18 protein-coding genes are annotated in these 21,396 nt (G+C 46.3%); 9 read left to right on the top strand and 9 right to left on the bottom strand.

Annotated elements, in window-relative coordinates:
- Positions 1-96 precede the first annotated feature (96 nt).
- Together BEL04_RS13230 and BEL04_RS13225 are read right to left on the bottom strand one after the other, a co-directional pair.
- Positions 97-828 (bottom strand): LytTR family DNA-binding domain-containing protein, encoded by a 732-nt coding sequence (locus tag BEL04_RS13230; protein WP_066004617.1) that lies wholly within the window; start codon positions 826-828, stop codon positions 97-99.
- A gap of 2 nt (positions 829-830) precedes the next feature.
- Positions 831-1,841, bottom strand: coding sequence for a sensor histidine kinase (locus BEL04_RS13225; protein WP_066004616.1), 1,011 nt, complete (start codon positions 1,839-1,841; stop codon positions 831-833).
- A gap of 284 nt (positions 1,842-2,125) precedes the next feature.
- Here BEL04_RS13225 and BEL04_RS13220 point away from each other — a divergent pair, with 284 nt between their 5' ends.
- The 3 genes from BEL04_RS13220 to BEL04_RS13210 are packed head-to-tail and all read left to right on the top strand — an operon-like array spanning position 2,126 to position 4,041.
- Positions 2,126-2,335, top strand: a complete 210-nt coding sequence (locus BEL04_RS13220; RefSeq protein ID WP_139113037.1) for a hypothetical protein — start codon at positions 2,126-2,128, stop codon at positions 2,333-2,335.
- Positions 2,329-3,228, top strand: coding sequence for an ABC transporter ATP-binding protein (locus BEL04_RS13215; RefSeq protein ID WP_066004612.1), 900 nt, complete (start codon positions 2,329-2,331; stop codon positions 3,226-3,228). The genes BEL04_RS13220 and BEL04_RS13215 overlap by 7 nt, the downstream gene beginning before the upstream one ends.
- Before the next feature lie 3 nt (positions 3,229-3,231).
- Positions 3,232-4,041 carry an ABC transporter permease gene (locus tag BEL04_RS13210; RefSeq protein ID WP_066004611.1) on the top strand — a complete coding sequence of 270 codons (810 nt, stop codon included), beginning with the start codon at positions 3,232-3,234 and terminating at the stop codon, positions 4,039-4,041.
- 10 nt (positions 4,042-4,051) lie between these two features.
- On the opposite strand, the gene BEL04_RS13205 is transcribed toward BEL04_RS13210, so the two are convergent.
- On the bottom strand, positions 4,052-4,798 hold the full coding sequence (locus BEL04_RS13205) for a DeoR/GlpR family DNA-binding transcription regulator (RefSeq protein WP_066004606.1): 747 nt from the start codon (positions 4,796-4,798) through the stop codon (positions 4,052-4,054).
- Positions 4,799-4,858: 60 nt separating this feature from the next.
- On the opposite strand from BEL04_RS13205, the gene nudK reads away from it, so the two are divergent.
- Positions 4,859-5,434, top strand: coding sequence for a GDP-mannose pyrophosphatase NudK (nudK, locus tag BEL04_RS13200; protein ID WP_254659575.1), 576 nt, complete (start codon positions 4,859-4,861; stop codon positions 5,432-5,434).
- A 5-nt stretch (positions 5,435-5,439) separates the two neighbouring features.
- Entirely contained in the window at positions 5,440-5,793 is a 354-nt protein-coding gene (locus BEL04_RS13195; protein ID WP_066005270.1) for a DUF4406 domain-containing protein, read from the top strand.
- 15 nt (positions 5,794-5,808) lie between these two features.
- On the opposite strand, the gene BEL04_RS13190 is transcribed toward BEL04_RS13195, so the two are convergent.
- Entirely contained in the window at positions 5,809-7,203 is a 1,395-nt protein-coding gene (locus BEL04_RS13190; RefSeq protein ID WP_066004604.1) for a M20/M25/M40 family metallo-hydrolase, read from the bottom strand.
- A 153-nt stretch (positions 7,204-7,356) separates the two neighbouring features.
- Here BEL04_RS13190 and BEL04_RS13185 point away from each other — a divergent pair, with 153 nt between their 5' ends.
- The 3 genes from BEL04_RS13185 to BEL04_RS13175 all read left to right on the top strand — a co-directional run bounded on the left by BEL04_RS13185 (position 7,357) and on the right by BEL04_RS13175 (position 11,481).
- On the top strand, positions 7,357-8,919 hold the full coding sequence (locus tag BEL04_RS13185; protein WP_066004602.1) for a M20/M25/M40 family metallo-hydrolase: 1,563 nt from the start codon (positions 7,357-7,359) through the stop codon (positions 8,917-8,919).
- 444 nt (positions 8,920-9,363) lie between these two features.
- The gene (locus BEL04_RS13180; RefSeq protein ID WP_066004599.1) at positions 9,364-9,738 is read left to right on the top strand and encodes a BlaI/MecI/CopY family transcriptional regulator; all 375 of its coding nucleotides are present in this window, start codon (positions 9,364-9,366) and stop codon (positions 9,736-9,738) included.
- Positions 9,739-9,750: 12 nt separating this feature from the next.
- On the top strand, positions 9,751-11,481 hold the full coding sequence (locus BEL04_RS13175) for a M56 family metallopeptidase (protein WP_066004597.1): 1,731 nt from the start codon (positions 9,751-9,753) through the stop codon (positions 11,479-11,481).
- A 241-nt stretch (positions 11,482-11,722) separates the two neighbouring features.
- On the opposite strand, the gene BEL04_RS13170 is transcribed toward BEL04_RS13175, so the two are convergent.
- Genes BEL04_RS13170 through BEL04_RS13155 form a run of 4 tightly spaced genes read right to left on the bottom strand, consistent with a single transcriptional unit; the run spans position 11,723 to position 16,388 of the window.
- Complete coding sequence (locus tag BEL04_RS13170; RefSeq protein WP_066004595.1) at positions 11,723-13,270, bottom strand: DHA2 family efflux MFS transporter permease subunit; 1,548 nt, start codon at positions 13,268-13,270, stop codon at positions 11,723-11,725.
- Positions 13,271-13,285: 15 nt separating this feature from the next.
- Positions 13,286-14,386 carry an HlyD family secretion protein gene (locus BEL04_RS13165; protein ID WP_066004593.1) on the bottom strand — a complete coding sequence of 367 codons (1,101 nt, stop codon included), beginning with the start codon at positions 14,384-14,386 and terminating at the stop codon, positions 13,286-13,288.
- A gap of 14 nt (positions 14,387-14,400) precedes the next feature.
- On the bottom strand, positions 14,401-15,762 hold the full coding sequence (locus tag BEL04_RS13160; RefSeq protein ID WP_083227915.1) for a TolC family protein: 1,362 nt from the start codon (positions 15,760-15,762) through the stop codon (positions 14,401-14,403).
- Positions 15,759-16,388, bottom strand: coding sequence for a TetR/AcrR family transcriptional regulator (locus tag BEL04_RS13155; RefSeq protein ID WP_066004590.1), 630 nt, complete (start codon positions 16,386-16,388; stop codon positions 15,759-15,761). Before BEL04_RS13155 ends, BEL04_RS13160 begins: the two co-directional genes overlap by 4 nt.
- A 795-nt stretch (positions 16,389-17,183) precedes the next feature.
- Between BEL04_RS13155 and BEL04_RS13150 the strand changes: the two genes are divergently transcribed.
- Complete coding sequence (locus tag BEL04_RS13150; protein ID WP_066004584.1) at positions 17,184-19,655, top strand: PIG-L family deacetylase; 2,472 nt, start codon at positions 17,184-17,186, stop codon at positions 19,653-19,655.
- A 165-nt stretch (positions 19,656-19,820) separates the two neighbouring features.
- Here BEL04_RS13150 and odhB read toward each other — a convergent pair whose 3' ends face one another.
- Positions 19,821-21,386 carry a 2-oxoglutarate dehydrogenase complex dihydrolipoyllysine-residue succinyltransferase gene (gene odhB, locus BEL04_RS13145; protein ID WP_066004583.1) on the bottom strand — a complete coding sequence of 522 codons (1,566 nt, stop codon included), beginning with the start codon at positions 21,384-21,386 and terminating at the stop codon, positions 19,821-19,823.
- Positions 21,387-21,396: the final 10 nt, after the last annotated feature.

Below are 21,396 nucleotides of genomic sequence, written 5' to 3'. Positions count from 1 at the left end.
ATAGTAAAACAACGCGGTTTGAATTTACATAAACGAAAGCATGAGGGCGTACCTGACGAATTATCTGATAAGTAAGGGCGATCAGGATAACAAAAATCAGATATTCTTTGCCTCAATGATTTTAAAGAATTCTTCGCGGTAGGTATCGCCAACGGGGATGATCTTATCTTTTATCCAGATACGGCTGCGTTCGATACTATCGATCTTATTGATAGCAACAATATATGATTTATGCACCCTGATAAAATGCCTTTCGGGAAGCGCTTCTTCCATCTTTTTCATGATCTGGAGGGTGATGATACGCTCTGCCGTAGTAAAAATAGAGATATAGTCCTTTAAACCTTCAATAAATAAGATATCGTTCAGGTATACTTTCTGAATCTTATGCTCGGTCTTCACAAAGATGAAATCGCTCAGGAGGTCCTGCTGAGGTGCAGCTTCCTCCTTGATAACGGGCGCCGGACTGGCCGACGGTTGTATGATCTGCTGGGCCTTTTGCACCGATTTATAAAACCTGTCGAAAGCGATGGGTTTTAATAAATAGTCGACCACATCCAGCTCATAACCCTCCAAAGCGTATTGCGAGTAAGCAGTTGTGAGTATCACTTTAACCTTGCCATTGGCAATCTTTAAAAATTGGATGCCGGTAAGTTCGGGCATCTGCACGTCAAGAAACACCAGATCGGCGCTGCCATCCTGCACCAGTTGCAATGCCTCGATAGGGTTGGTGGTAGCCTTAACCAGCTGTAAAAAAGGTATTTTGCTGATGTAATCTTCCAGTATATGCAGGGCCAGTGGCTCATCGTCGACTACCAAACACTTGATCATGGCTATAAATTTAAGGATAATTCGCAAACATAGCTCTCGGGGTTATCAACTATGTCTAACTGGTACTTGCCAGGATACAGCAGATCGAGCCTGCGTTTAACGTTAATGAGCCCTATGCCGCCCGCGGCATCTTTGTTAAACTGGTGTTTTTTGTTCTCGATCTTAAACACCAGCCAGTCGGGGCGGATATAGATCTGTATGCTGATAGGGTTGGCCACATCGTTGGCTACGCCATGTTTAAACGCATTTTCGATAAACGAGATCAATAACAACGGAACTATTTTTTGATGATCGACCGTGCCGCTTACCTGGAAATCGACAAAAGCCTTGCTTCCAAAACGTATCTTTTGCAGGTCGATATAGTTTTGCAGGTATTGCAGCTCTTTACCCAGGTCGACCTTGTTATCGTTGCACTCGTAGAGCATGTAACGCATAATTTCGGATAGTTTCAGTATAGCTTCGGGCGTAGTCTCGCTTTTTTGATAAGCCAGCGAGTATATGGTATTGAGCGAGTTGAATAAAAAGTGCGGGTTGATCTGCGATTTGAGGAAAGCCAGTTCGGCACTTAAACGCTGGTTCTCCAGGTCGCGCTGGATGCGTTCGTTCAAAAACCAGTCGAGTGTAAATTTGAGTACCGTGCTCAAAAACACAAAAATGAGGCTGGTAAAGAACGAACTTAAATAGTACGACCAAAAGGTAATCGTTTCGTGCTCGCGTACCAGTACATATCCTTTAAAGATATTGGCCAGGCCATATTTCAGTACACCATAAATCAGTATCACCAGCAAAACCATCAGGTTGTATCTGAGATACTTTTTGTGATTTAAATACGCCGGTATCAGCACCAGGTAGTTGAGGTAGAACAAGCTGATATTAACCAGCCCGAACAGCAGAAAGATAACGATAAGCCCTTCGGTGGGTATTTTGGTATTGCCGTGAGTGATGAACATGAAAAATGCGATCATGCATGTCCAGAAAAGCGTGTGCCAGAATATTTGCCAGCCTTTTTTCATCTTCAAAATTGTTACCGGTTACCGTAAACTCTATCGTTCAGCCATTTAACCGCATCGATAGTTTACTGCATCTAAAATAATATAATTAGCAATAATACAATTTGTGTTTAGATGTACCACCCGTTTTTAACGATGAACCCCAACCCAAACCCGACGAACCGGTTAGTTGCCGCCGCTGCCTGTTGGTCTATAATTACGGTGTGTTGGTCTAAATGTTTTTAGCAGTCAGATAATTAGCTGTTCATTTGTATCATCAAAATCAAACATCACAATCAAATCAGACCATGAAAAAGTTCATTACTAACTCAAACCCATTTGTACTGTTAGTTGTACCGGTGTTATTTGCTATGATCATGGGTGTAAGTTATCAGTTTAAAGCCAAAACCAACTTTGCTGCTATCGACGGTTCGTATAAACAAAGCACTTCGTTATTCGTAAAAGGTGTAACTTTGTTTAAGGCGGTATGTTCCGTTAGCAAAGAAAAATTATGGTAATCCGTACCGACAGGTTATCTTTTCACTTCGGCGATCAGCAGGTTGTAAAATCTGTATCGCTCGAAGTTCCGCAAGGAAGCATCTATGGTTTTTTAGGCCCCAACGGCGCCGGCAAAACCACTACCATTAAACTACTGCTAAACCTGTTGCACGCCGAAAACGGCACGATACAGATCTTCGACAAGGATCTGCAAACCAACCGGATCGAAATACTATCACAAATAGGCTCATTAATTGAGCAGCCGGCCATTTACGGGCACCTTACCGGTAAGGAAAACCTGTGCAACCGTGCCCTGCTGTTGCAGGTACCGGCCGAGCGTGTTGACGAAATGCTGGAATTGGTACGTCTAAAAAGCGCTGCCAACAAAAAAGCTAAACAATACTCGTTAGGTATGAAACAACGCCTGGGCATTGCTTTGGCGTTACTGTCTGACCCCAAACTGATCATCTTAGACGAGCCCACCAACGGCCTCGACCCTAACGGTATCATCGAAATACGCCAGTTGCTCATCCGTTTGGTGAAAGAACACGGCAAAACTGTTTTCATATCGAGCCACCTGCTTGCCGAAATTGAGCGTATGGCTACACACGTGGGTATTATCAACCATGGCGACCTGGTTTTCCAGGGCACCATCGATGAGTTGGCCGGCCTGAGCAAACCCCTGGTGCAAATTGAAGTTGATAACGGTGTTGATGCGGCCAATTTGCTGACGCGTAATGGATATACCATAAACGGCATTGAAGAGAATACCTTGCTCTTACCCTATACCAGTAAAGAAGACACTGGTAAAATGAATGCCCTGCTTAACCAGAACAGTTACATGGTATACAGCATCGGCAAAGTGCAAAAAGACCTGGAAAATTTATTTTTAGATATAACCCAAAATACCTAACCCATGAAAGGATTTATATTATCACTCCGCTCGGAGTTTTATAAGAGCCGCAAAACCATGGGTTTTTGGTGTGCCGTTATTTTGCCGTTAATCATTGTGGGACTGATATTCATTGGTTTTTTAACCCATCCGGGTAATTTATCAAAGTATCCCGGTATGGCGCTGTGGATGTTTTATGTGGCGCCAATATCGGTTATCATGGGTAATTTGCTGTTGCCGATGTATATCATATTTGCATCGTACTCGGTAAACGCGATGGAGCATAAAGCTGATACCTGGAAAACGCTTTTTACCTTGCCCATATCAAAATGGTCGGTTTATACGGCTAAATATGTTTTTGCCATGTTTCTGCTGTTTTTGTGCCTGCTGCTTTTTTACCTCTTTTTATTAGGTAGCGGTAACCTGTTAGGCGTATTAAAACCCGAACTTAAATTTTACGATTACCACGTTGAAAGCTATCTGGCGCAAGTGTACACCAAGTTATTTTTGGTATCGCTGGGCATACTGTCGTTACAATTTTTAATGAGCTTGCTTTGGAGCGATTTCATCAAACCCATGGGTATAGGTTTTGTATGTACCATAGCCGGCTTGATAGCCGTTGGCGTAGGATGGCAATATGCCTATTTTATCCCTTATGCCGCCCCTGCTTTAGCCAATAGCCCGTTGAAAAGCAATAATAACACGGCACATAATAGTGGCGTGCCTCACTTAACCGTTGATATGTTTACCAAAGAAGTTTGGGTAAGCCTTGTGGTTGCTGCTGTGGTATTTATCTTGGGCTTTTTCATTGTACAGAAAAAGAGCGTTAAGTAAGCTCCACCGTCTAAACCAGTATAAGTTTAACGCCTTGTTTTTTGATATGCTCCAGCTCGGGCGATCTCGAATTGGTTATCAGTGTATCAACAATGCTGTTATCTGCAAATTGCAAATAGGTTTCTTTTCCAATCTTACTTTCATCGCATAGCAAATATGTTTTTACGCTTTGGGCAGCAAATGCCTGCGTAATATCGGCCTCCAGTTCGCTGTTGGCAAATAATCCTCTGCGGGATATGCCGTCGACACCTAAAAAGGCCTTTGTTGTATGATACCTGGCTATATGCGCCTGGGCTATGCGGCCATGTACTGCCTGGCGTTCGTCGTCAAACTCGCCACCGATAATATTAATACCAATGCCGCTGTTTTGCAATTCGTAAACAACAGGCATAGAGTTGGTGATCACCTTTATTTTTTTATTGCGGATAAACTGGCAAAGCCTGAACACGGTACTCCCGCAATCCATAAAAATAACATCGCCATCATTTATCTCTTTTGCTGCTGCCCTGCATATTTCATCTTTGGCCCCCACATTTTTAGCAGCCTTGTTCATAAAAGTGTGGGGGATTTCGTGCGGGTTAACTTTCATTGCACCGCCATGGGTACGGTACAGCAGGCCATCGGCAGCCATTTGGTTCAAATCGCGCCTGAGCGTTATTTCGGATGTTTTCAGTTCGAGCGCCATTTTCTTAACGTCGATTTCGCCCACCCTGTCCAGTTTTTCAATGATTTTTTGCTTCCTGCTTTGAAAACTCATTATTTATCTTTTAGATTTGTTCAAAAATAATCATAAACAATCAAAATCAATCATATAATTTTGAACAACATTAAAATTCTTAACACGGAAATATTATCCGATAACTGGTACACGTTAAAAAAAGTAACCTATCAAAGTACACATGCCGATGGCTCTGTACATACCCAAAGCCGCGAAGCTTACGACCGGGGGAACGGGGCCGTTATCCTGCTTTACAACAAAGCCAAACAAACCGTAATACTAACGCGCCAGTTCAGGATGCCGACTTATATTAACGGTAATGCTGATGGTTACCTTATTGAATGCTGCGCCGGTTTGTTAGATAAGGACAATGCCGAAGACTGCATCCGCAAAGAAACGCAGGAAGAAACCGGCTATAAAATATCCGAAGTAAAAAAGATATTCGAGGCCTATATGTCGCCGGGCTCGGTTACCGAGATATTATACTTTTTTGTTGCGGAATACGATAAGGATATGCAGGTAAGCGACGGCGGCGGCTTAGCCGAAGAGCAGGAGCATATTGAAGTGCTGGAAATTCCGTTTGCCAAAGCCCTGCAAATGATAGGCTCCGGCGAAATACGGGATGCCAAAACTATCATGCTGTTGCAATATGCGCAGATTAATCAATTGTTATGAAACCTATGACCATTTTAATTGCCGGGCCATACCGCTCGGGCACCAACGACGACCCTGTATTAATTCAGCAAAATCTCGATCGGCTGGAAGCAATGGCCTTGCCGCTTTTTCGGGCGGGCCATATTCCGCTTATTGGCGAATGGCTGGCTTTACCTTTATTGAAACTGGCCGGGTCGGCCAAACCGGGCGACGAAGCTTACCAGGAAATATCATACCCGGTAGCGCACCGCCTCATTACCAAGTGCGATGCCATTTTACGTATCGAAGGCGCATCAAAAGGTGCCGATGCCGATGTGGAAGTAGCACGCAAACTCGGGCTTAAGATATTTTATAATCTCGAAGATATTTTGGCGCTCTGACGCCTGTTAAGCAATTTACCGTCCGCGCGCCGGCCTTGGGTAAACAGGTAAACTCTCGTGCCCCTCGGCGTCGACAGCCTGCACGGCAAAAAGGTAATTATCCTTCGAAAAATTGAGCGTGGTTTCGTTACCTGTCACGTAAAATTTCTTTTCCCAGTACGGGCTGATGGTTTCGCGCATTAAGATGTTATAACCAGCCGGTTTTTTTCCTATTGTTGGTGTATTCCATTTCAGCGTGGTTTTATTGGTCAGCTCGGCAGTGGTAACCACCACGTTTTCGGGTGCGGCTGGGGCGCTGGCCAGGTTTGCCAGAACTGAAAGGTTCATGCGCGCTACTTTCTGGATAAATTTGTAGTTGGCAAATTCGGGCAGGTCGCCGTAAACAATGCCGTTTTCGGTACGCAGGTCCTGGTGTTGGTGGGTAAAGTCTTCGTTCATTTCGGTAAACCTGACGGCGGTAAACCCGTTCAGCTGGAACGAGGTTTGATCGCCGCCACGTAAAAAACGATCGCGGCGATAGATCAGTTTTACATCCAGCTGGCTGACATAGCGCTCGGCAGTTTCCTTAATGTAGCGCGCCAGCTGCCGCGATGGGCTATCGTTTTCGCCTCCGTTGCTAACCAGACCGTTTATAGCCAATGCAGCGCGGCGGGCAGCGACCGAATCGCCTCGCGGCGCTATATCTGTCGATGGTATACCTTCGCTAAATACCCGCACATGCACATCATCATCCAGGTTATTATCCTGCCCATGGGTGTTGCCCACGATATCGTTGTTCAGCATGGCGTCGACGTTCCATTTCTCGTCGCGGGCGCGTTTGGCGATATGTGCCGAACCGTTCAGGCCCTGCTCCTCACCCGGAACCGCCATAAAAATAATCGTAGCCGGGAACGAGCGTTTGGCCATCACCCGGCATATCTCCATCGATACCGCCGTTCCGGATGCATCATCCACAGCTCCCGGCTCAACGGCGTTGGCGTTCATCACGTCCGTCACCCTCGAATCGTAATGGCCCGATACCACATAAATGCGTGTATCGGTAGGGTCGGTACCTTTTAATATAGCCAGCACGTTTTTGAGCACGGTAGGCTTATCAAAACGGCCGCCTGCAGGCTGGGTAAAAACATCAAATTCCACATGCATGCGGCCGTTGCTTGCGGCAGCATATTTTTCCATTTCGCTTTTTATCCAGTTACGTGCCGCCCCGATGCCTTCGGTTTTGCTGGTCGTATCGCTCAGTGTATTGCGGGTTTTAAAACTTACCAGCTTGCTTACAATGGCTTCGATATTTTGCGAGGATACTTCGTCAACCATCTGTTTGATAGCCGCATCCTGCTTAACAGTGGTTTGCGCGTTGGTATAAAAACCGGTAAAGCAGAACAATAAGGCAAAGGGTAAATATCTTTTCATCGGGGCGTTATTTTTGTTTTGAAGGTCAGCCTATTTAATTTTCCTAATTTCCATTTTCCCAATATATTAATTTGTAACAAATTTGTTAGTCGCGGCTTTATTTTTTTAAGCCGTATTTGGATAGTTTTGTTTAACTGACTTTATCAAACAATCATGAAGAAAAAACTACTCCTTACGGCGCTGTTAAGCGCATCAATGGCTGCCACGGCATTTGCCCAGGATACACCCGATCCGGCAATGGTTAAAAAAATTCGCGAAGAAGGTCTGAACCATTCCCAGGTAATGGACATCGCTTTTCATATTACCGATGTTTCGGGCCCAAGGCTATCGGGTTCGCCGGGTTTAAAGCGCGCCCAGGACTGGGTTGTTGAAAAACTGAAAAGCTGGGGCATGGTGAATACCAAACGCGAAGACTGGGGCAAATTCGGCAAAGGCTGGGAAGTACAAAAAAACTATGCGGCTATAACTGTACCTTATTATCATGCAATCATCGCTATCCCCAAAGCCTGGACACCCGGCACAGGCGGATTAATACAAGGCGATGTAATGTATATTAAAGCCGATACCGTTACCGATTTAGATAAATATAAAGGCAAAATTAAAGGCAAAATTGTAATTGTTGACGCACGTCCACCGGCCGAAATCAATTTTACCCGCCCCGATGCAGCACGTTATGCCGATACCACGTTAGAGCAGATGGCCAAGGCCACTGCCGGCGCCCCTGGCAGGCGCGGCAATTTCGCAGGCCGGCGCGGTAACCTCGCAGGCTTGCTTGCTTTACGTACGGCATTAACCAAATTCGAACTGGAAGAAGGTGCTGCCCTGGTGCTGAGCCAGGCACGTGGTACCGACGGTACGGTATTTACTACCAACGGTGCATCATACCGCGATACGGCTAAGGCTGTTTGCCCTGAGCTGGAAGTAAGCGCCGAAGACTATCAGCGCATTTTACGTTTAACCAAAGCTAACATTAAGGTAAGCATGGAAGCCGATATCAAAACCGAATTCTTCACTAAGGACCTTGACGGTTATGACGTAGTTGGCGAAATACCCGGCACCGACTCTAAACTGAAAGCACAACTGGTAATGCTGGGCGGCCACCTCGACTCGTGGCACGGCGCTACCGGCGGTACCGACAACGCCGCAGGTGCAGCGGTGATGATCGAGGCGATGCGCATCCTTAAAACTATCGGTGTTAAACCCAAACGCACCATCAGGATTGCTTTATGGAGCGGCGAAGAACAAGGCGAGTACGGCTCGCGCAATTATGTGATCAACCATTTTGCCGACCCCAAAGATATGGTACTGAAGCCCGAGCATGCACTGGTTTCGGCGTATTATAATTTAGACAATGGTACGGGCAAAATACGCGGCGTTTATCTGCAGGGCAATGCCGCCGCGGGGCCTATCTTCCAATCGTGGCTGGAGCCGTTTAAGGATCTGGGAGCTAATACAGTAACCATCCGCAACACGGGCAGTACCGACCATGTTCCGTTCGACGCGGTGGGCATACCGGGTTTCCAGTTTATACAGGACCCTATGGATTATAACTCGCGTACCCATCACAGCAACCAGGATACTTATGATAAAATAAGCGAAGAGGACCTGAAACAAGCCGCAACCATTGTTGCCTCGTTTGTATACAATACTTCGGAACGTGCCGATATGATACCGCGCAAAGAGTTGCCTAAAGCAGGCGCTCCCCAAGGTTTTTAAGGGTAATAAATCAAAAGGCACCGGGCGAAACCCGGTGCCTTTTGATTTAGGATAATTACTTTTATGCCATGGTTCGATAAGTTCGCCATGACAGCCCCGCTCCCGGATCCGGGTTAAGGATGGCAGCGCCTGCCTGCCGGCAGGCAGGGATACCGGCCAGTGGCTAATGCCCGTGTAGTATGAGCGCCCGCCTGCCGGACGGGCAGGAACAGCCCGGCCCGCAGGGAACGCCCAAAACAATGATTAACGGTCCGAATGATTGAATTAAAAAGCCTGTACATATTATAAATCCTTTCGAATAAACTCCGTCAAAAACCCTATCGATATCAGGTTTAACATCCCATAAAATTTCCCAATTGTTAAACTTTGTTAAATACACTCATTATCCACAGATATTAGCACAAAAATTTCGCAACTAACTAATTAGTTCGTAGCTTTATACTTATGACGCAGATAAAAGAGTTAACCCGTGCCGAGGAGCAATTGATGCAAGTGCTGTGGCAGTTAAAAAAAGGGTTTGTTAAAGATGTAATAGATGAATTGCCCGAGCCGAAGCCCGCTTACAATACCGTATCGACTATCATCAGGATACTGGAGACCAAAGGCTTTATCGATCACACTGCTCATGGCAAAAGCCACGAGTATTTCCCCATTATCAGTAAAGAGCAGTACCAAAACTTCGCTACCGAAAAGTTATTGAACGGATACTTTGATAATTCGGTGCAGCACATGTTTTCGTACTTCGTAAAAAAAGAAAAGATCGACCTGAAAGAGGCCGACGAGATCATGAAATTAATTGAGAAATTAAAGAACAAGTAAGCAATTACTACTATGACCTGGTGGCACTATTTATTGCTGGTAAATTTGTACCTGCTACTGTTTTATGGGTTTTACGCGTTGCTGCTCCGCAACGAAACGTTTTTTCAGCTAAACAGGGCATACCTTGTTGCAGGTGCCTTTTTATCGTTTATTATACCGGGTATACAATCCAGCTGGATTAAGCAGCTGTTTATCACCCAAAAGGTGCAGCAAACCATTTATGCCACCATTTACCACCCCGACCTGGTTTACCAGGCTAAACCCGCAGAAGGTTTTACTTTTACCATTGGGCAGGCGTTCGCCGTAATTTATATAGGTGTTGCTGTTTTTTTATTGGGAAGGTTTTTCTTCCAATTGCTGTCGGTTAAAAAAATCATCAGCAACCTCGAATCATCGGCGGCGTTTTCATTTTTCAGTAAGATAAAAATTGACGACACTTTGCCCGGGCAGCAAACTATTATGGACCACGAGGAAGTACATGCCAAACAATGGCATTCGGCCGATGTGCTGTTCATCGAAGCAGTGATGATCATCAACTGGTTTAACCCGGTAGTGTATTTTTACCGCAAGGCCATAAAGCATGTGCACGAGTTCATTGCTGATAAAAAAGCCATCGAACGCGGCACTTCAAAAACTGAGTATGCTTACCTGTTATTAAGCCAGACTTTTGGCGCCGTGCCGCACCAGCTCACTAATAACTTTTTTAATAAGAGCCTGTTGAAGCATCGTATCATCATGCTCAACAAGGATGAGTCGAAACGCCGTAAGCTGTTGAAATATGGTTTATCTGCACCGCTTTTCGCGGCTATGCTCATCCTGTCGTCGGCGACGGTAAAAAACAGCAATGTAGTACGGCTCATCAATAAAAAAACCGAGCAGATTTTCCTGATGAACCCGATGCCCGAAAAACAAACCACTGGCGAAGTAACGATAGATTCGGGAGATAAGCAGCCTGAATTAAAGATAGACGGGCAACAGCCGAAAGATATTAAAATAGATATTTCCGAAGCCCCCGCACCGCAGGATAAGGCTAAAATTGCTGAGGAGAAAGTGGTGGCCGATAACAATCAGGTATTTACTGCGGTTGAAATTCAACCCGAGTTTCCGGGCGGCGAAGCGGCTTTAACCCGGTTTTTACAGCAAAACTTAAGATACCCCGCCCTGGCTAAGGAGAACGGTGTACAGGGTAAAGTTTTTTTACAATTCGTGGTGCAGAAAGACGGTGATATTGATAACCTCAAAGTGCTGCGCGACCCCGGAAGCGGTTTGGGCGACGAAGCCCTACGCGTACTGGCCGAATCGCCAAAATGGAGACCCGGTATCCAAAACGGGCGCACAGTAAATGTGCAGTATACAATACCTGTTAGTTTTAAGCTCAATAACGATGATAACAACTTTAGGCGGGATACCCTGCGCCGAATGTTAAGTGCAGTGAGCGTTGTAGGGCGGGCAACAAGGCCGGCGCATTTTATAGGCCCGGTCATCGATACAGACGGCGCCCGCAGCAAACAGGTAGCTGCCGGTAAAATGTATTATTATTTTAAAACTACAACTGCTGCTACGCAGGTTAACGACCCGGTTTACTATGTGAATGGGAAAGAGGTTACCCGCGATCAAATGATGGCTATTAAACCCGACCAAATACAAAATATACAGGTAACCAAAGAGCCGGATAATAACGATAAGTTAAAAAAGCCAATTGTAACAATCTTGTTAAAGAGCGCCAAGGCCGACCATCAGTAGAATTTATTGCTTAAAACTATCAGAAGCCTATTTTTAAGCAAAAAATATTTTCCCTATTAAATTTGGATTATTGCCTCAATAAACGCTAATTTTATGGGATAAGATTAAACTCTTAAAACACAGAAAAATACGTTTAGGCAAAGGCCGTAAAAACGGTTCGGTGTAATAGGATTTAATAGGATTTTAATTGTTAATTTTTTTGGGGAAAGCCGCTCATCAAACCAATGAGCGGCTTTTATTTTTAGTGTGCATCTGCGGGTAAAGCAACAGATTTTTTAAACGGTTGCAAGTAGATCAAAGGTATACTGAACAGCATGATCAAACCCGCTACCCAGTAAGCATCATCGTAGGTTAGCAACAAGGTCTGCCTCACAACTTTACCTTCCATAGCTTTCATAGCCATTGTGGTAGCGTCTATCAAACTGCTGCCTTTAGCCATAAAGTTTGCTATCAGCCCGTTTTTTTGCTGGATGTAAGCATTGTTATACGGGTTGATGTTCTCCAGCAAAATGCTCCGGTGATAACCCTGGCGTATGTGGATCAGCGTTGTTAAAGCCGCTATACCGAACGAACCGCCTAACTGGCGCATCATGTTGTTCAAACCTGTACCCTGTCCCAACTCGGGCCCTTTCAAATCCTGAATAGCCAGTGTGGTTAATGGCACGAACAACAAAGCCATACCCACACCGCGTATCACCAGCGGCCAAAAGAAATCGCCGGTGCCGGATGCCAGTGTTGAGCGGCTCAGCATGGTCGTAAAAACAAAGAACAATATCATACCGCCGGTAGCCATAAATTGCGCCGGCACACCTCCCTTTAACATCTTACCGATAAAAGGCATCATGATGATGGTACACATACCGCCCGGAAACAATATTAAACCGGTTTGCTGAGGCGAAAACCCAAGCAGGTTTTGACAAAACACCGGGAATACGAATACCGACCCGTATAAGCCAAAGCCCAAAACAAATGATGTAAACATACCCACGGCAAAACTCCGGTGCCGCAATATCTTAAAGTTTACGATCGGGAACTCAAAAGTCATCTCGCGCCAGATAAAGAAGAACAAGCCAAGTATTGCGGTAATGGTCAGTATCAATATATACGTTTTCGCAAACCAATCTTCGCTTTCGCCTTTTTCCAACACGGTTTGCAAGCTGCCTACCGCCAAAGCCAACAGGGCGATGCCCCACCAGTCTACCGGTTTACCTTTGGCATCTTTTGGCGTCTCCCTTACAAAGGTTACGGTTAAAAACGCGGCCAATGCACCTACCGGGATATTCACATAAAATATCCATGGCCAGGTAAAGTGCTCGGTAATAAAACCGCCTATGGTTGGCCCAACCGTTGGGCCAAATACAGCGCCCAAACCAAATAAAGCTGTCGCTGTACCGATTTCTTCACGGGGCCAAGTCTCCACCAAAATCGCCTGCCCGGTTGATATCAAACCGCCGCCGGCAAAACCTTGTATGATGCGGAAGATAACCAGTTCGTTCAAACTGGTGGCATTACCGCACAAAAACGATACGGCAGTAAATATGATAATTGATGCTAAAAAGTAATTCTTCCTGCCAAAGCGGCTTCCCAGCCAGCCCGACATAGGCAATACAATTACGTTGGCTACCGAATAGCCTGTTACCACCCAGGCTATATCCTCGAGGGTTGCCCCGAGGTTACCCTGCATATCAGGGAGGGATACGTTCACAATCGTGGTATCAATGAGCTCCAAAAGGGCCGCAATGATAACCGTAATGGTGATGATCCATTTCCTAAAACCTGTTTCAGCCATTATTAATTGTATTAATTAGTCTTTATATATTACAGATACCTTTACGCTCATACCCGGGCGCAGTTTTTTCATTACGTCGTCAGCAGCTTTGATCTTAATCTTTACCGGCACGCGTTGTACCACTTTTACATAGTTACCGGTAGCATTATCAGGCGGCAGCAGCGAAAATTTAGCACCCGTAGCAGGCGAAAAATTGTAAACTTCGCCCTCTATCTTCTGATCGGGCAACGCGTCAACTTCGACGTCTACTTTTTCGCCCGAGCGAAGGTTGCCCAGCTGGGTTTCTTTAAAATTAGCAGTGATGAACAAGCTGCCATCCTCAACTACCGAGAACAGGGTTTGCCCCGCCTGTACCAGTTGCCCTTTTTGTACATTCTTTTTCGATACCGTACCGGTTGCAGGGGCGGTGATGCGGGTATAGCTTAACTGCAGTTTAGCAAAATCGATATCGGCTTGCTTTTGGCTAACGCCGGTATTGGCAACGTTTAACTGGCTGCGTGTACCGGCAACCTGATCTTGCGCGGCCTTTAATTGCGATTGTGCACCTTTGTATTGTTCTTGCATGGCTACCAGGCTGGCCCTGGCAGCATCGCGGGTTACCTGTGCCTGCTCAAATTGTTGTTGGGTCACGCTACCGTCTTTCACCAGGTTGGCATAACGTTCGTAATCGCGCTGTGCCTGTAATAATTTAACCCTTGCGGTCTCAACGTTTGCGCCTACCGTAGCAACGTTTGCCGAAGCGGCGGCCACATTAGCCGTTGTTGACGATATCTGCGATTCGGATACGCCTACAGTAGCGCTGGCGCCTTTTTGCGAGGCCTCAGCCTGCTCCAGTTTAACTTTATAATCGCGATCGTCTAATTTAACGAGTAACTGGCCTGCAGTTACGTGTTGGTTGTCTTCGAATAAAAGACTGTCTACATATCCGCCAACGCGGGCAACTACAGGGCTGATGTTGCCGTCGATCTGGGCATCATCTGTATCCTCGTGTTTGCTGTAGTATATGTATTCTTTGACGCCAAAAATGATACCCGCTACCAGTAATAACCCTAAAATAACAGGCATTACTTTGCTCGACTTTTTGGTTGTTTCTTCGTGTTCTGATGTCTTTGCCATTGTATTGTTTGATTTTATTTGTTCAGTTTTCCGGTTGATTTTAATAAAGTGTAATAAGCCAGTCCGGCATCGGCCTTAGCCAGCTCCAGGTTTATCTGAGCCTGGTACAGTAATGTTTGCGCATCTACCCTGTCAGTCGCCGAAGCGATATTGCTTTGGTATTTCGACTCGAGTATCTTGTTGTTTTCGCCGGCTTGTTCGATCGACGTTTGCAACAGTTTTACCTTATCCTGCGCGGTTAAAAAATTTTGATAGTTGCGGTTCACCTCGTTCTTCAGGTTATCGATGGTGATACCTTTACTGATCACGGTTTCCTGTTGTTGTATCTTAGCCTCGGCCACTTTGTTTTTGGCTGTCCACAGGTTGCCGAAGTTCCAGGATACCGTTGCGCCAAGCGTGATAGGTAAAATGTAACTGCCGCCTTGCGGGATAGGGTTCCCCGATGCATCGATATAATACAGGTTAGCACCTACCGACAGGTTTGGCAGGGTTTGCGATGCCACTGTTTTGATATTTGTTTCGGCAACCTTATTTTGCAGGTCGAGCTGTTTCAACTCCTGGCGTGCAGCCATAGCTGTATCCAGATAATTTGAAAGCGGGGCAAGGCTGCGGCCGGCTTCGTTAATATCTGCAATTTTAAGATTTGTGCTTTCGGGCAAACCCATTAAAATATCCAGGTTGTAATTAATGATCTTGCGGTTGCTTTCCAGGTCGATGCCGTTAAGCTCGATGTTCGACCGCTGCAGCTGGAAACGCAGCACATCGTTTTTGGTTACCAACCCCTGTTCAAAAAAGCGCTGAGCCTGTTTCAATTGCTGATCCACTGCGGCGATGTTCTGAGCTACTACTTTTTGGCTTTGCAGCACTTTGTAAAGATTGTAATAAGCGCTGATCACGTCGTAAGCTATCTGATCCTTGTCTTTTTCGGCGTCCAGGCGGGCTATCTGTGTTAACAGATCGGTTGACAGCTGGGCATATTTTAAGCGGTAACCGCCAAAAATGGTTTCCTGTATGCCGGCTAAGCCAATGTAAGCGTCGGCGCTGCTTGGCAGGTGTATCGACGAGCCGCCCAGATCGAGCGTATGCGCCGGTATTTCGGCACGGTTATAAGCAAAACTCGCCGAACCGGTTGGCAGTACGCGGTCTTTAGCCTGGTTGTATTGCGATACAGCACGATCGATCTTGGCTTGCGACAGCTTAAGCGTTTTGCTGTTATCGAGCGCCAGTTTAATAGCTTCGCTAATAGTAACAGTACGCTCCTGCGCCTGCGCGCTTATGCCTAATGCGCTCAAAAGCAATAAGATAACGCCGTATCTCGCTGCTTTTTGCGCCACTTGTTTTAAGAGGAATGTAGTGGTTTGATTGTTTGGTGTCATTGTTTTACTAAGTAAGATTTTATCAATTTTTTCATATATACCTTCATGCGGGGTTTTAAACTAACCTCAAGGTAAGTGTCGTCGAGCATATCGATACCCAATACCCGCGATGTGATATGCGGGGAGTTGACGACATAATTTTTGGTACCGAAAATCGTCATCACGATCATTTCCGGGTCGGCATCGCTGTAGAACTGACCATTATCTATACCGTCCTGGATTATTTTTTTGATCTCATAAACGTTGGTCATCAATATATCGGTCATTTTATCGGTTATTTCCGACCGTTTATTGAAGAGCTCCCTGTTAATAAGCTTTTGAAAGCAACTGTTGTTCACAATCCGGTCGACGTAGTTTTCGATACAGCGTTCCATCTTGTCCCAGGCCGAGATGCTGCCATCGCTGCCGATATTTTGCAGCAAGGTTCTGAATGCCGATATCTTACGCTCAAAAACGGCCAGGTATAAACCTTCTTTGCTGCCAAAGTAATAGTTCAGCATGGCCATATTTACGCCTGCCTCGCCCGAAATTGCCCGGGTTGAGGCGCCGTCATATCCTAATTCAGAAAAAATCCTTTCTGCCACATCAAGGATATGATCCTTTTTATCTGTCTTCTCTTTTTCCATTGTTCTGATTACCGATACAAAATTAATCAAACGATTGATTAATTAAATGAAGTTTATGTCATCTTTTTGTAAACACATGTGGATTGTCACAATTGCTCGCAATAGCATTAACATCCTGTTAAACATAAGGCAGGTTTATTATGTTTTTCTTAGTTATTGAATTTCAACGGGATATGTTTGTTTTTAGGGTGAGATACCTGAAAGTTGAAAAGGTTAAGTTTATCGTAGTTTGCCGGGTATTAAAAGCCGGAGACTGACTAAGGGGTGGAAACTATTTAAAAATTGAGAGAGCTAAAAGGTACGGTAACTTACAATATTTCGTAATTTTTTGATTTAGTTGTTAATTATCCTTTTATGGGCGTGCCCCAGTGGGTCGGGCTATACGCTTATACTGCACAGGCGTTAGCCACAAGGCCGGTATCCGCTTCTATCCCTCACGCATACTTGCAGATATGTCCCGTAGGTACTACCCGTTTGTGGTCGAAACATTAATTAAAAATGTTTTATGCCTCGTTAGAGGCTACCCCCATTCACCCTGTATAACAAGAAGGATAGCACCTGCGGCGGAAAAAACCTATTATTTTATACTGCAAATAGGTAGCCCTACGGGACATATTTTCATAGTTATGAGCAGATTCTTATTTTATTTTTTTGTTCGACAACTGGTAAGATTTGACAACTTTCAAAAAGTTGTCAAATCTAAAACCATCACATCTCATCACCATAAATTTACATTACCCGCATAAACCTTACCGCAGCTTTTCGTTATCTTTCGGCATTTATTAAACCACCCTTATGAAATTTCGTAGTTCAGCTATCCTATTGCTGCTTGTGGCGCGCACTGCCTTTGCGCAAACCGCGCCGCCTGCATCACTTACCGATATCAAACAGTCGCTAAAAAAACTCAACGTTTTAGGCAGCGTACTGTATGTGGCCGCGCACCCGGATGATGAGAACACCCGCCTGCTGGCTTACCTGGCGCAGGAGAAACATTACCGTACCGGTTACCTGGCTTTAACCCGGGGCGACGGCGGGCAGAACCTGATCGGTAACGACCAAAGCGAGTTACTGGGTTTGGTACGCACGCAGGAATTGCTGGCTGCACGACGCGTTGATGGTGCCGAGCAGTTCTTCAGCCGCGCAAACGACTTTGGTTTTTCAAAAGGCCCGGATGAAACATTAAAAATATGGGACCGCGAAAAAGTATTGAGCGATGTGGTGTGGACCATCCGCAAGTTTAAACCCGATGTGATCATCTGCCGCTTCCCTACCACCGGCGAAGGCGGGCACGGGCACCATACTTCATCGGCTATTTTGGCGCAAGAGGCTTTTACGGCTGCTGCCGACCCGAAACGCTTCCCCGAACAACTGCAATACGTACAGCCATGGCAGGCCAAACGCCTGTTGTGGAACACTTTTAATTTCGGCGGCGCCAACACTACCGCGCCCGATCAGTTTAAGATAGATGTAGGCGTTTACAATGCTTTATTAGGTAAAGGCTATGGCGAAATAGCTGCCGACAGCCGCTCGAACCATAAAAGCCAGGGATTTGGTTCGGCAAAAACACGCGGGCAGTCTTTCGAGTATTTTAGAACTATACTGGGTGCCGTACCTCGTACCGACCTGTTCGATGATGTGAACACTACCTGGCGCCGGGTGAAAGACGGCGAACCGATTGAGCAAACCGTTAATACCATTGCTAAAGCTTTTGATGAAAACAATCCGGCAGGGTCTGTACCTGCATTGGTACAATTGCTGGGTCGCGTCGAAAAAATACCCGACGCTTACTGGCGCGAGCAAAAAACAAAAGAGTTGAAAGACCTGATAGCTGCCTGTGCCGGACTGTGGTTTGAGGCTTATGCCGCCGAGCCCACCTATGCCATTGGCGACAGTATCCCGGTAAGGGCACAGATCATCGACCGGTATAACGACAGGGTTAAACTGGCCGTTATCACAACTAACGGCGTTAACAAGCCGATGCCGCTGGCTCTGCAGAACAACCAACTGCAAACGGTTAACAGCAAAGTATTTGCAGATAAACTTACCCAGCCTTACTGGCTTGAAACGCCGCACAACATTGGCAGCTATAACATCTCTAATCAGCAATTGGTGGGCAATCCCGAAAATCCCGATCTGCCGTCAGTGGGTTTTGAGTTTGTCATCGAAGGCAAACCTATACGCTTTGAGCGCCGTTTGGTTTATAAATATGTAGACCCTGTACGCGGCGAGGTTTACCAACCGGTGGCAATTACACCTCCGGTAACGGCAAATATTGCCAGCCAGGTTTATGTGTTTAATACTGGTGTTCCACAAAACCTGGTAGTTAAGATGAAGAGTTTCCGTAAGGAGCCATTTGGCAGTATCCACCTAAAATTGCCCAAAGGCTGGAAATCGGAACCGGAAAATATCGACTTTAAGAATAAAAACAAGGGCGAAGAGTGGATAGAGCGTTTTACCATTACCCCTACCGGCAACCAAACCGAGAATGGGACAGTTGAGGCCGGGGTAACCGCCGGGATGAACAAAACGGTTTATAATTATGGTATTAAGGTGATCAACTACGAGCATATCCCGGTGATTACCTTGTTTCCGCCCGCACAGGCGCAGTTGCTCAATTTGAACCTAAAACTGGCCGGTAAAAAGATCGGTTATATTGATGGCGCGGGCGACCTGATACCCGATGCCTTGCGCCAGGCCGGTTACGAAGTGCATGAGCTTGACGAAAAAGAAATTATGAACGGCGACCTGGGCCAATATGATGCCATTGTTACCGGTGTACGTGCTTATAACGTAAACAGCCGCCTTGTTGTTGAGCAGCCGAAGTTGATGGAATACGTAAAAAACGGCGGCAATCTGCTGGTACAATACAACAACAACCAGGGTATCGTGGTGAATGATATCGGCCCGTACCCTTTCCGTGTGGTAAACCAGCGCGTTACCGACGAGAATGCCAAAGTAACCGTAACCGACCCGAACAGCCCGGTACTGAACTACCCCAACAAGATCGTTCCGTCTGACTTTGACGGCTGGGTGCAGGAACGCGGCTTATATTTTACCACCGGCGCCGACAGCCGTTACCAGGCCCCGCTGCAGATGAACGACGCCGGTGAAGCGCCAAACAGCGGCTCGCTGATCATGACGGATTATGGCAAAGGCAGGTTTATTTATACTTCGCTGTCGTTCTTCAGGCAGTTGCCTGCGGGTGTGCCCGGGGCTTATAAGCTGTTTATTAATATGCTGAGTAAGCCAGCGCAGCCGGTGAATTGAGAAGTAATTACCCGTTGTTATATGACGGTAAAGATTTCTCGTCGCTACGCTCGCTCGAAATGACAACTTCATAATTCATAAAAAGAAAAACCCGGATAAACCGGGTTTCTTTTTATATCAATTTTAGAGAGATTTGACAACTTTTAAAAAGTTGTCAAATCTAAATTACACGCCTAACAACAACCTCGCAGGATCTTCCAGCAATTGTTTTACACGTACCAGGAAGCTTACCGATTCGCGGCCGTCGATGATGCGGTGATCGTACGACAGGGCCAGGTACATCATCGGGCGGATAACCACTTGTCCGTTTACGGCTACCGGCCGCTCAACAATGTTGTGCATACCTAATATAGCCGACTGCGGTGAGTTGATGATCGGCGTCGACATCATCGAACCGAATACACCGCCGTTGGTGATGGTGAATGTGCCGCCGGTCATTTCGGCAAGGCTTAATTTATTTTCGCGGGCTTTACCTGCTAAAACAACCACGGCTTTCTCAATATCAGCCAGGCTCATTGCTTCGGCATTGCGAATAACCGGAACAACCAGGCCTTTAGGAGCAGATACCGCGATAGATACATCTACAAAATCGCTGTAGATGATCTCTTCGCCTTCGATGCGGGCGTTTACTGCGGGCCATTCTTTTAAAGCCTCGCAAACCGCTTTGGTGAAGAACGACATGAAGCCTAAACCAACACCGTGTTTTTCTTTGAATTTATCTTTGTATTTGCTGCGCAGCTCCATAATCGGCGACATGTCGACCTCGTTAAAGGTGGTGAGCATCGCGGTTTCGTTTTTAACAGCTACCAAACGTTTGGCAACAGTTTTACGCAGCGGCGACATTTTTTCGTGTCTTTCGTTTCTTGCTCCCGCTACCGCAATAGGCTGCGGTGCCGGAGCAGCGGCTGCCGGCTTTGCCGGTTGAGCCGCAGGGGCAGATTTTTGTGCATTCAGCGCATCCTCTTTAGTGATACGGCCACTAACACCCGTACCGCTTACCGAAGCAGGGTCGACACCTTTTTCGGCTAATATTTTACCTGCAGCAGGCGATGGTGTGCCCGATGCGTAGTTTGAGGCTGATTGAGCGGGTGCTGAAACCGGAGTAGCAGTTACAGCAGCAGCGGGTTGTGCTACAGGAGCAGCAAGCGGAACACCAGCACCAGCGCTGATACTGCAGACAACGGCACCAATAGCCAATACATCGCCCTCTTTAGCAATGGTTTTTAATGTACCGGGTTGTTCGGCAGTTAGCTCAAAAGTAGCTTTGTCTGATTCGAGTTCGGCGATGGCTTCGTCCATAGCAACGGTGTCGCCATCTTTTTTCAGCCAGCGCGATAGGGTCACTTCGGTGATCGACTCGCCTACCGGCGGAACTTTTACTTCGATAGTTTTACCGGCAGGTACTGCTGCCGGAGCTGCAACAGGGGCTTTATCGGCAACTGGGGCCGGTACTGCTTCGGCAACTGGGGCAGCGGTCGGTTTAGCCGGTACCGCGCCACCGTCTTCAATAATACAAACAGGCGCGCCAACTGCAATGGTGTCGCCCTCTTTGGCAATAGTTTTTAAAGTTCCGGCTTGCTCGGCAGTTAGTTCAAAAGTAGCTTTGTCTGATTCCAATTCGGCAATCACTTCATCCATCGCCACTACATCGCCATCCTTTTTAATCCAGCGTGATAAAGTAACCTCTGTGATCGATTCGCCCACCGGCGGAACTTTTATTTCTAAACTCATAATATGATAT

The sequence above is a fragment of the Mucilaginibacter sp. PPCGB 2223 genome, from assembly GCF_001705515.1.
Lineage (GTDB): Bacteria > Bacteroidota > Bacteroidia > Sphingobacteriales > Sphingobacteriaceae > Mucilaginibacter.
This window is presented reverse-complemented; position numbering and strand designations above follow the sequence as displayed.

What these genes read in the sequence shown, in the direction of transcription:
- BEL04_RS13170 (WP_066004595.1), bottom strand. Translation starts at nt 13,270, where the DNA reads ATGGCTGAAACAGGTTTTAGGAAATGGATCATCACCATTACGGTTATC.
- BEL04_RS13150 (WP_066004584.1), top strand. Translation starts at nt 17,184, where the DNA reads ATGAAATTTCGTAGTTCAGCTATCCTATTGCTGCTTGTGGCGCGCACT.
- BEL04_RS13180 (WP_066004599.1), top strand. Translation starts at nt 9,364, where the DNA reads ATGACGCAGATAAAAGAGTTAACCCGTGCCGAGGAGCAATTGATGCAA.
- BEL04_RS13220 (WP_139113037.1), top strand. Translation starts at nt 2,126, where the DNA reads ATGAAAAAGTTCATTACTAACTCAAACCCATTTGTACTGTTAGTTGTA.
- BEL04_RS13185 (WP_066004602.1), top strand. Translation starts at nt 7,357, where the DNA reads ATGAAGAAAAAACTACTCCTTACGGCGCTGTTAAGCGCATCAATGGCT.
- BEL04_RS13155 (WP_066004590.1), bottom strand. Translation starts at nt 16,388, where the DNA reads ATGGAAAAAGAGAAGACAGATAAAAAGGATCATATCCTTGATGTGGCA.
- BEL04_RS13160 (WP_083227915.1), bottom strand. Translation starts at nt 15,762, where the DNA reads ATGACACCAAACAATCAAACCACTACATTCCTCTTAAAACAAGTGGCG.
- BEL04_RS13215 (WP_066004612.1), top strand. Translation starts at nt 2,329, where the DNA reads ATGGTAATCCGTACCGACAGGTTATCTTTTCACTTCGGCGATCAGCAG.
- BEL04_RS13190 (WP_066004604.1), bottom strand. Translation starts at nt 7,203, where the DNA reads ATGAAAAGATATTTACCCTTTGCCTTATTGTTCTGCTTTACCGGTTTT.
- BEL04_RS13225 (WP_066004616.1), bottom strand. Translation starts at nt 1,841, where the DNA reads ATGAAAAAAGGCTGGCAAATATTCTGGCACACGCTTTTCTGGACATGC.
- BEL04_RS13195 (WP_066005270.1), top strand. Translation starts at nt 5,440, where the DNA reads ATGACCATTTTAATTGCCGGGCCATACCGCTCGGGCACCAACGACGAC.
- BEL04_RS13165 (WP_066004593.1), bottom strand. Translation starts at nt 14,386, where the DNA reads ATGGCAAAGACATCAGAACACGAAGAAACAACCAAAAAGTCGAGCAAA.
- BEL04_RS13205 (WP_066004606.1), bottom strand. Translation starts at nt 4,798, where the DNA reads ATGAGTTTTCAAAGCAGGAAGCAAAAAATCATTGAAAAACTGGACAGG.
- BEL04_RS13210 (WP_066004611.1), top strand. Translation starts at nt 3,232, where the DNA reads ATGAAAGGATTTATATTATCACTCCGCTCGGAGTTTTATAAGAGCCGC.
- BEL04_RS13230 (WP_066004617.1), bottom strand. Translation starts at nt 828, where the DNA reads ATGATCAAGTGTTTGGTAGTCGACGATGAGCCACTGGCCCTGCATATA.
- BEL04_RS13175 (WP_066004597.1), top strand. Translation starts at nt 9,751, where the DNA reads ATGACCTGGTGGCACTATTTATTGCTGGTAAATTTGTACCTGCTACTG.
- odhB (WP_066004583.1), bottom strand. Translation starts at nt 21,386, where the DNA reads ATGAGTTTAGAAATAAAAGTTCCGCCGGTGGGCGAATCGATCACAGAG.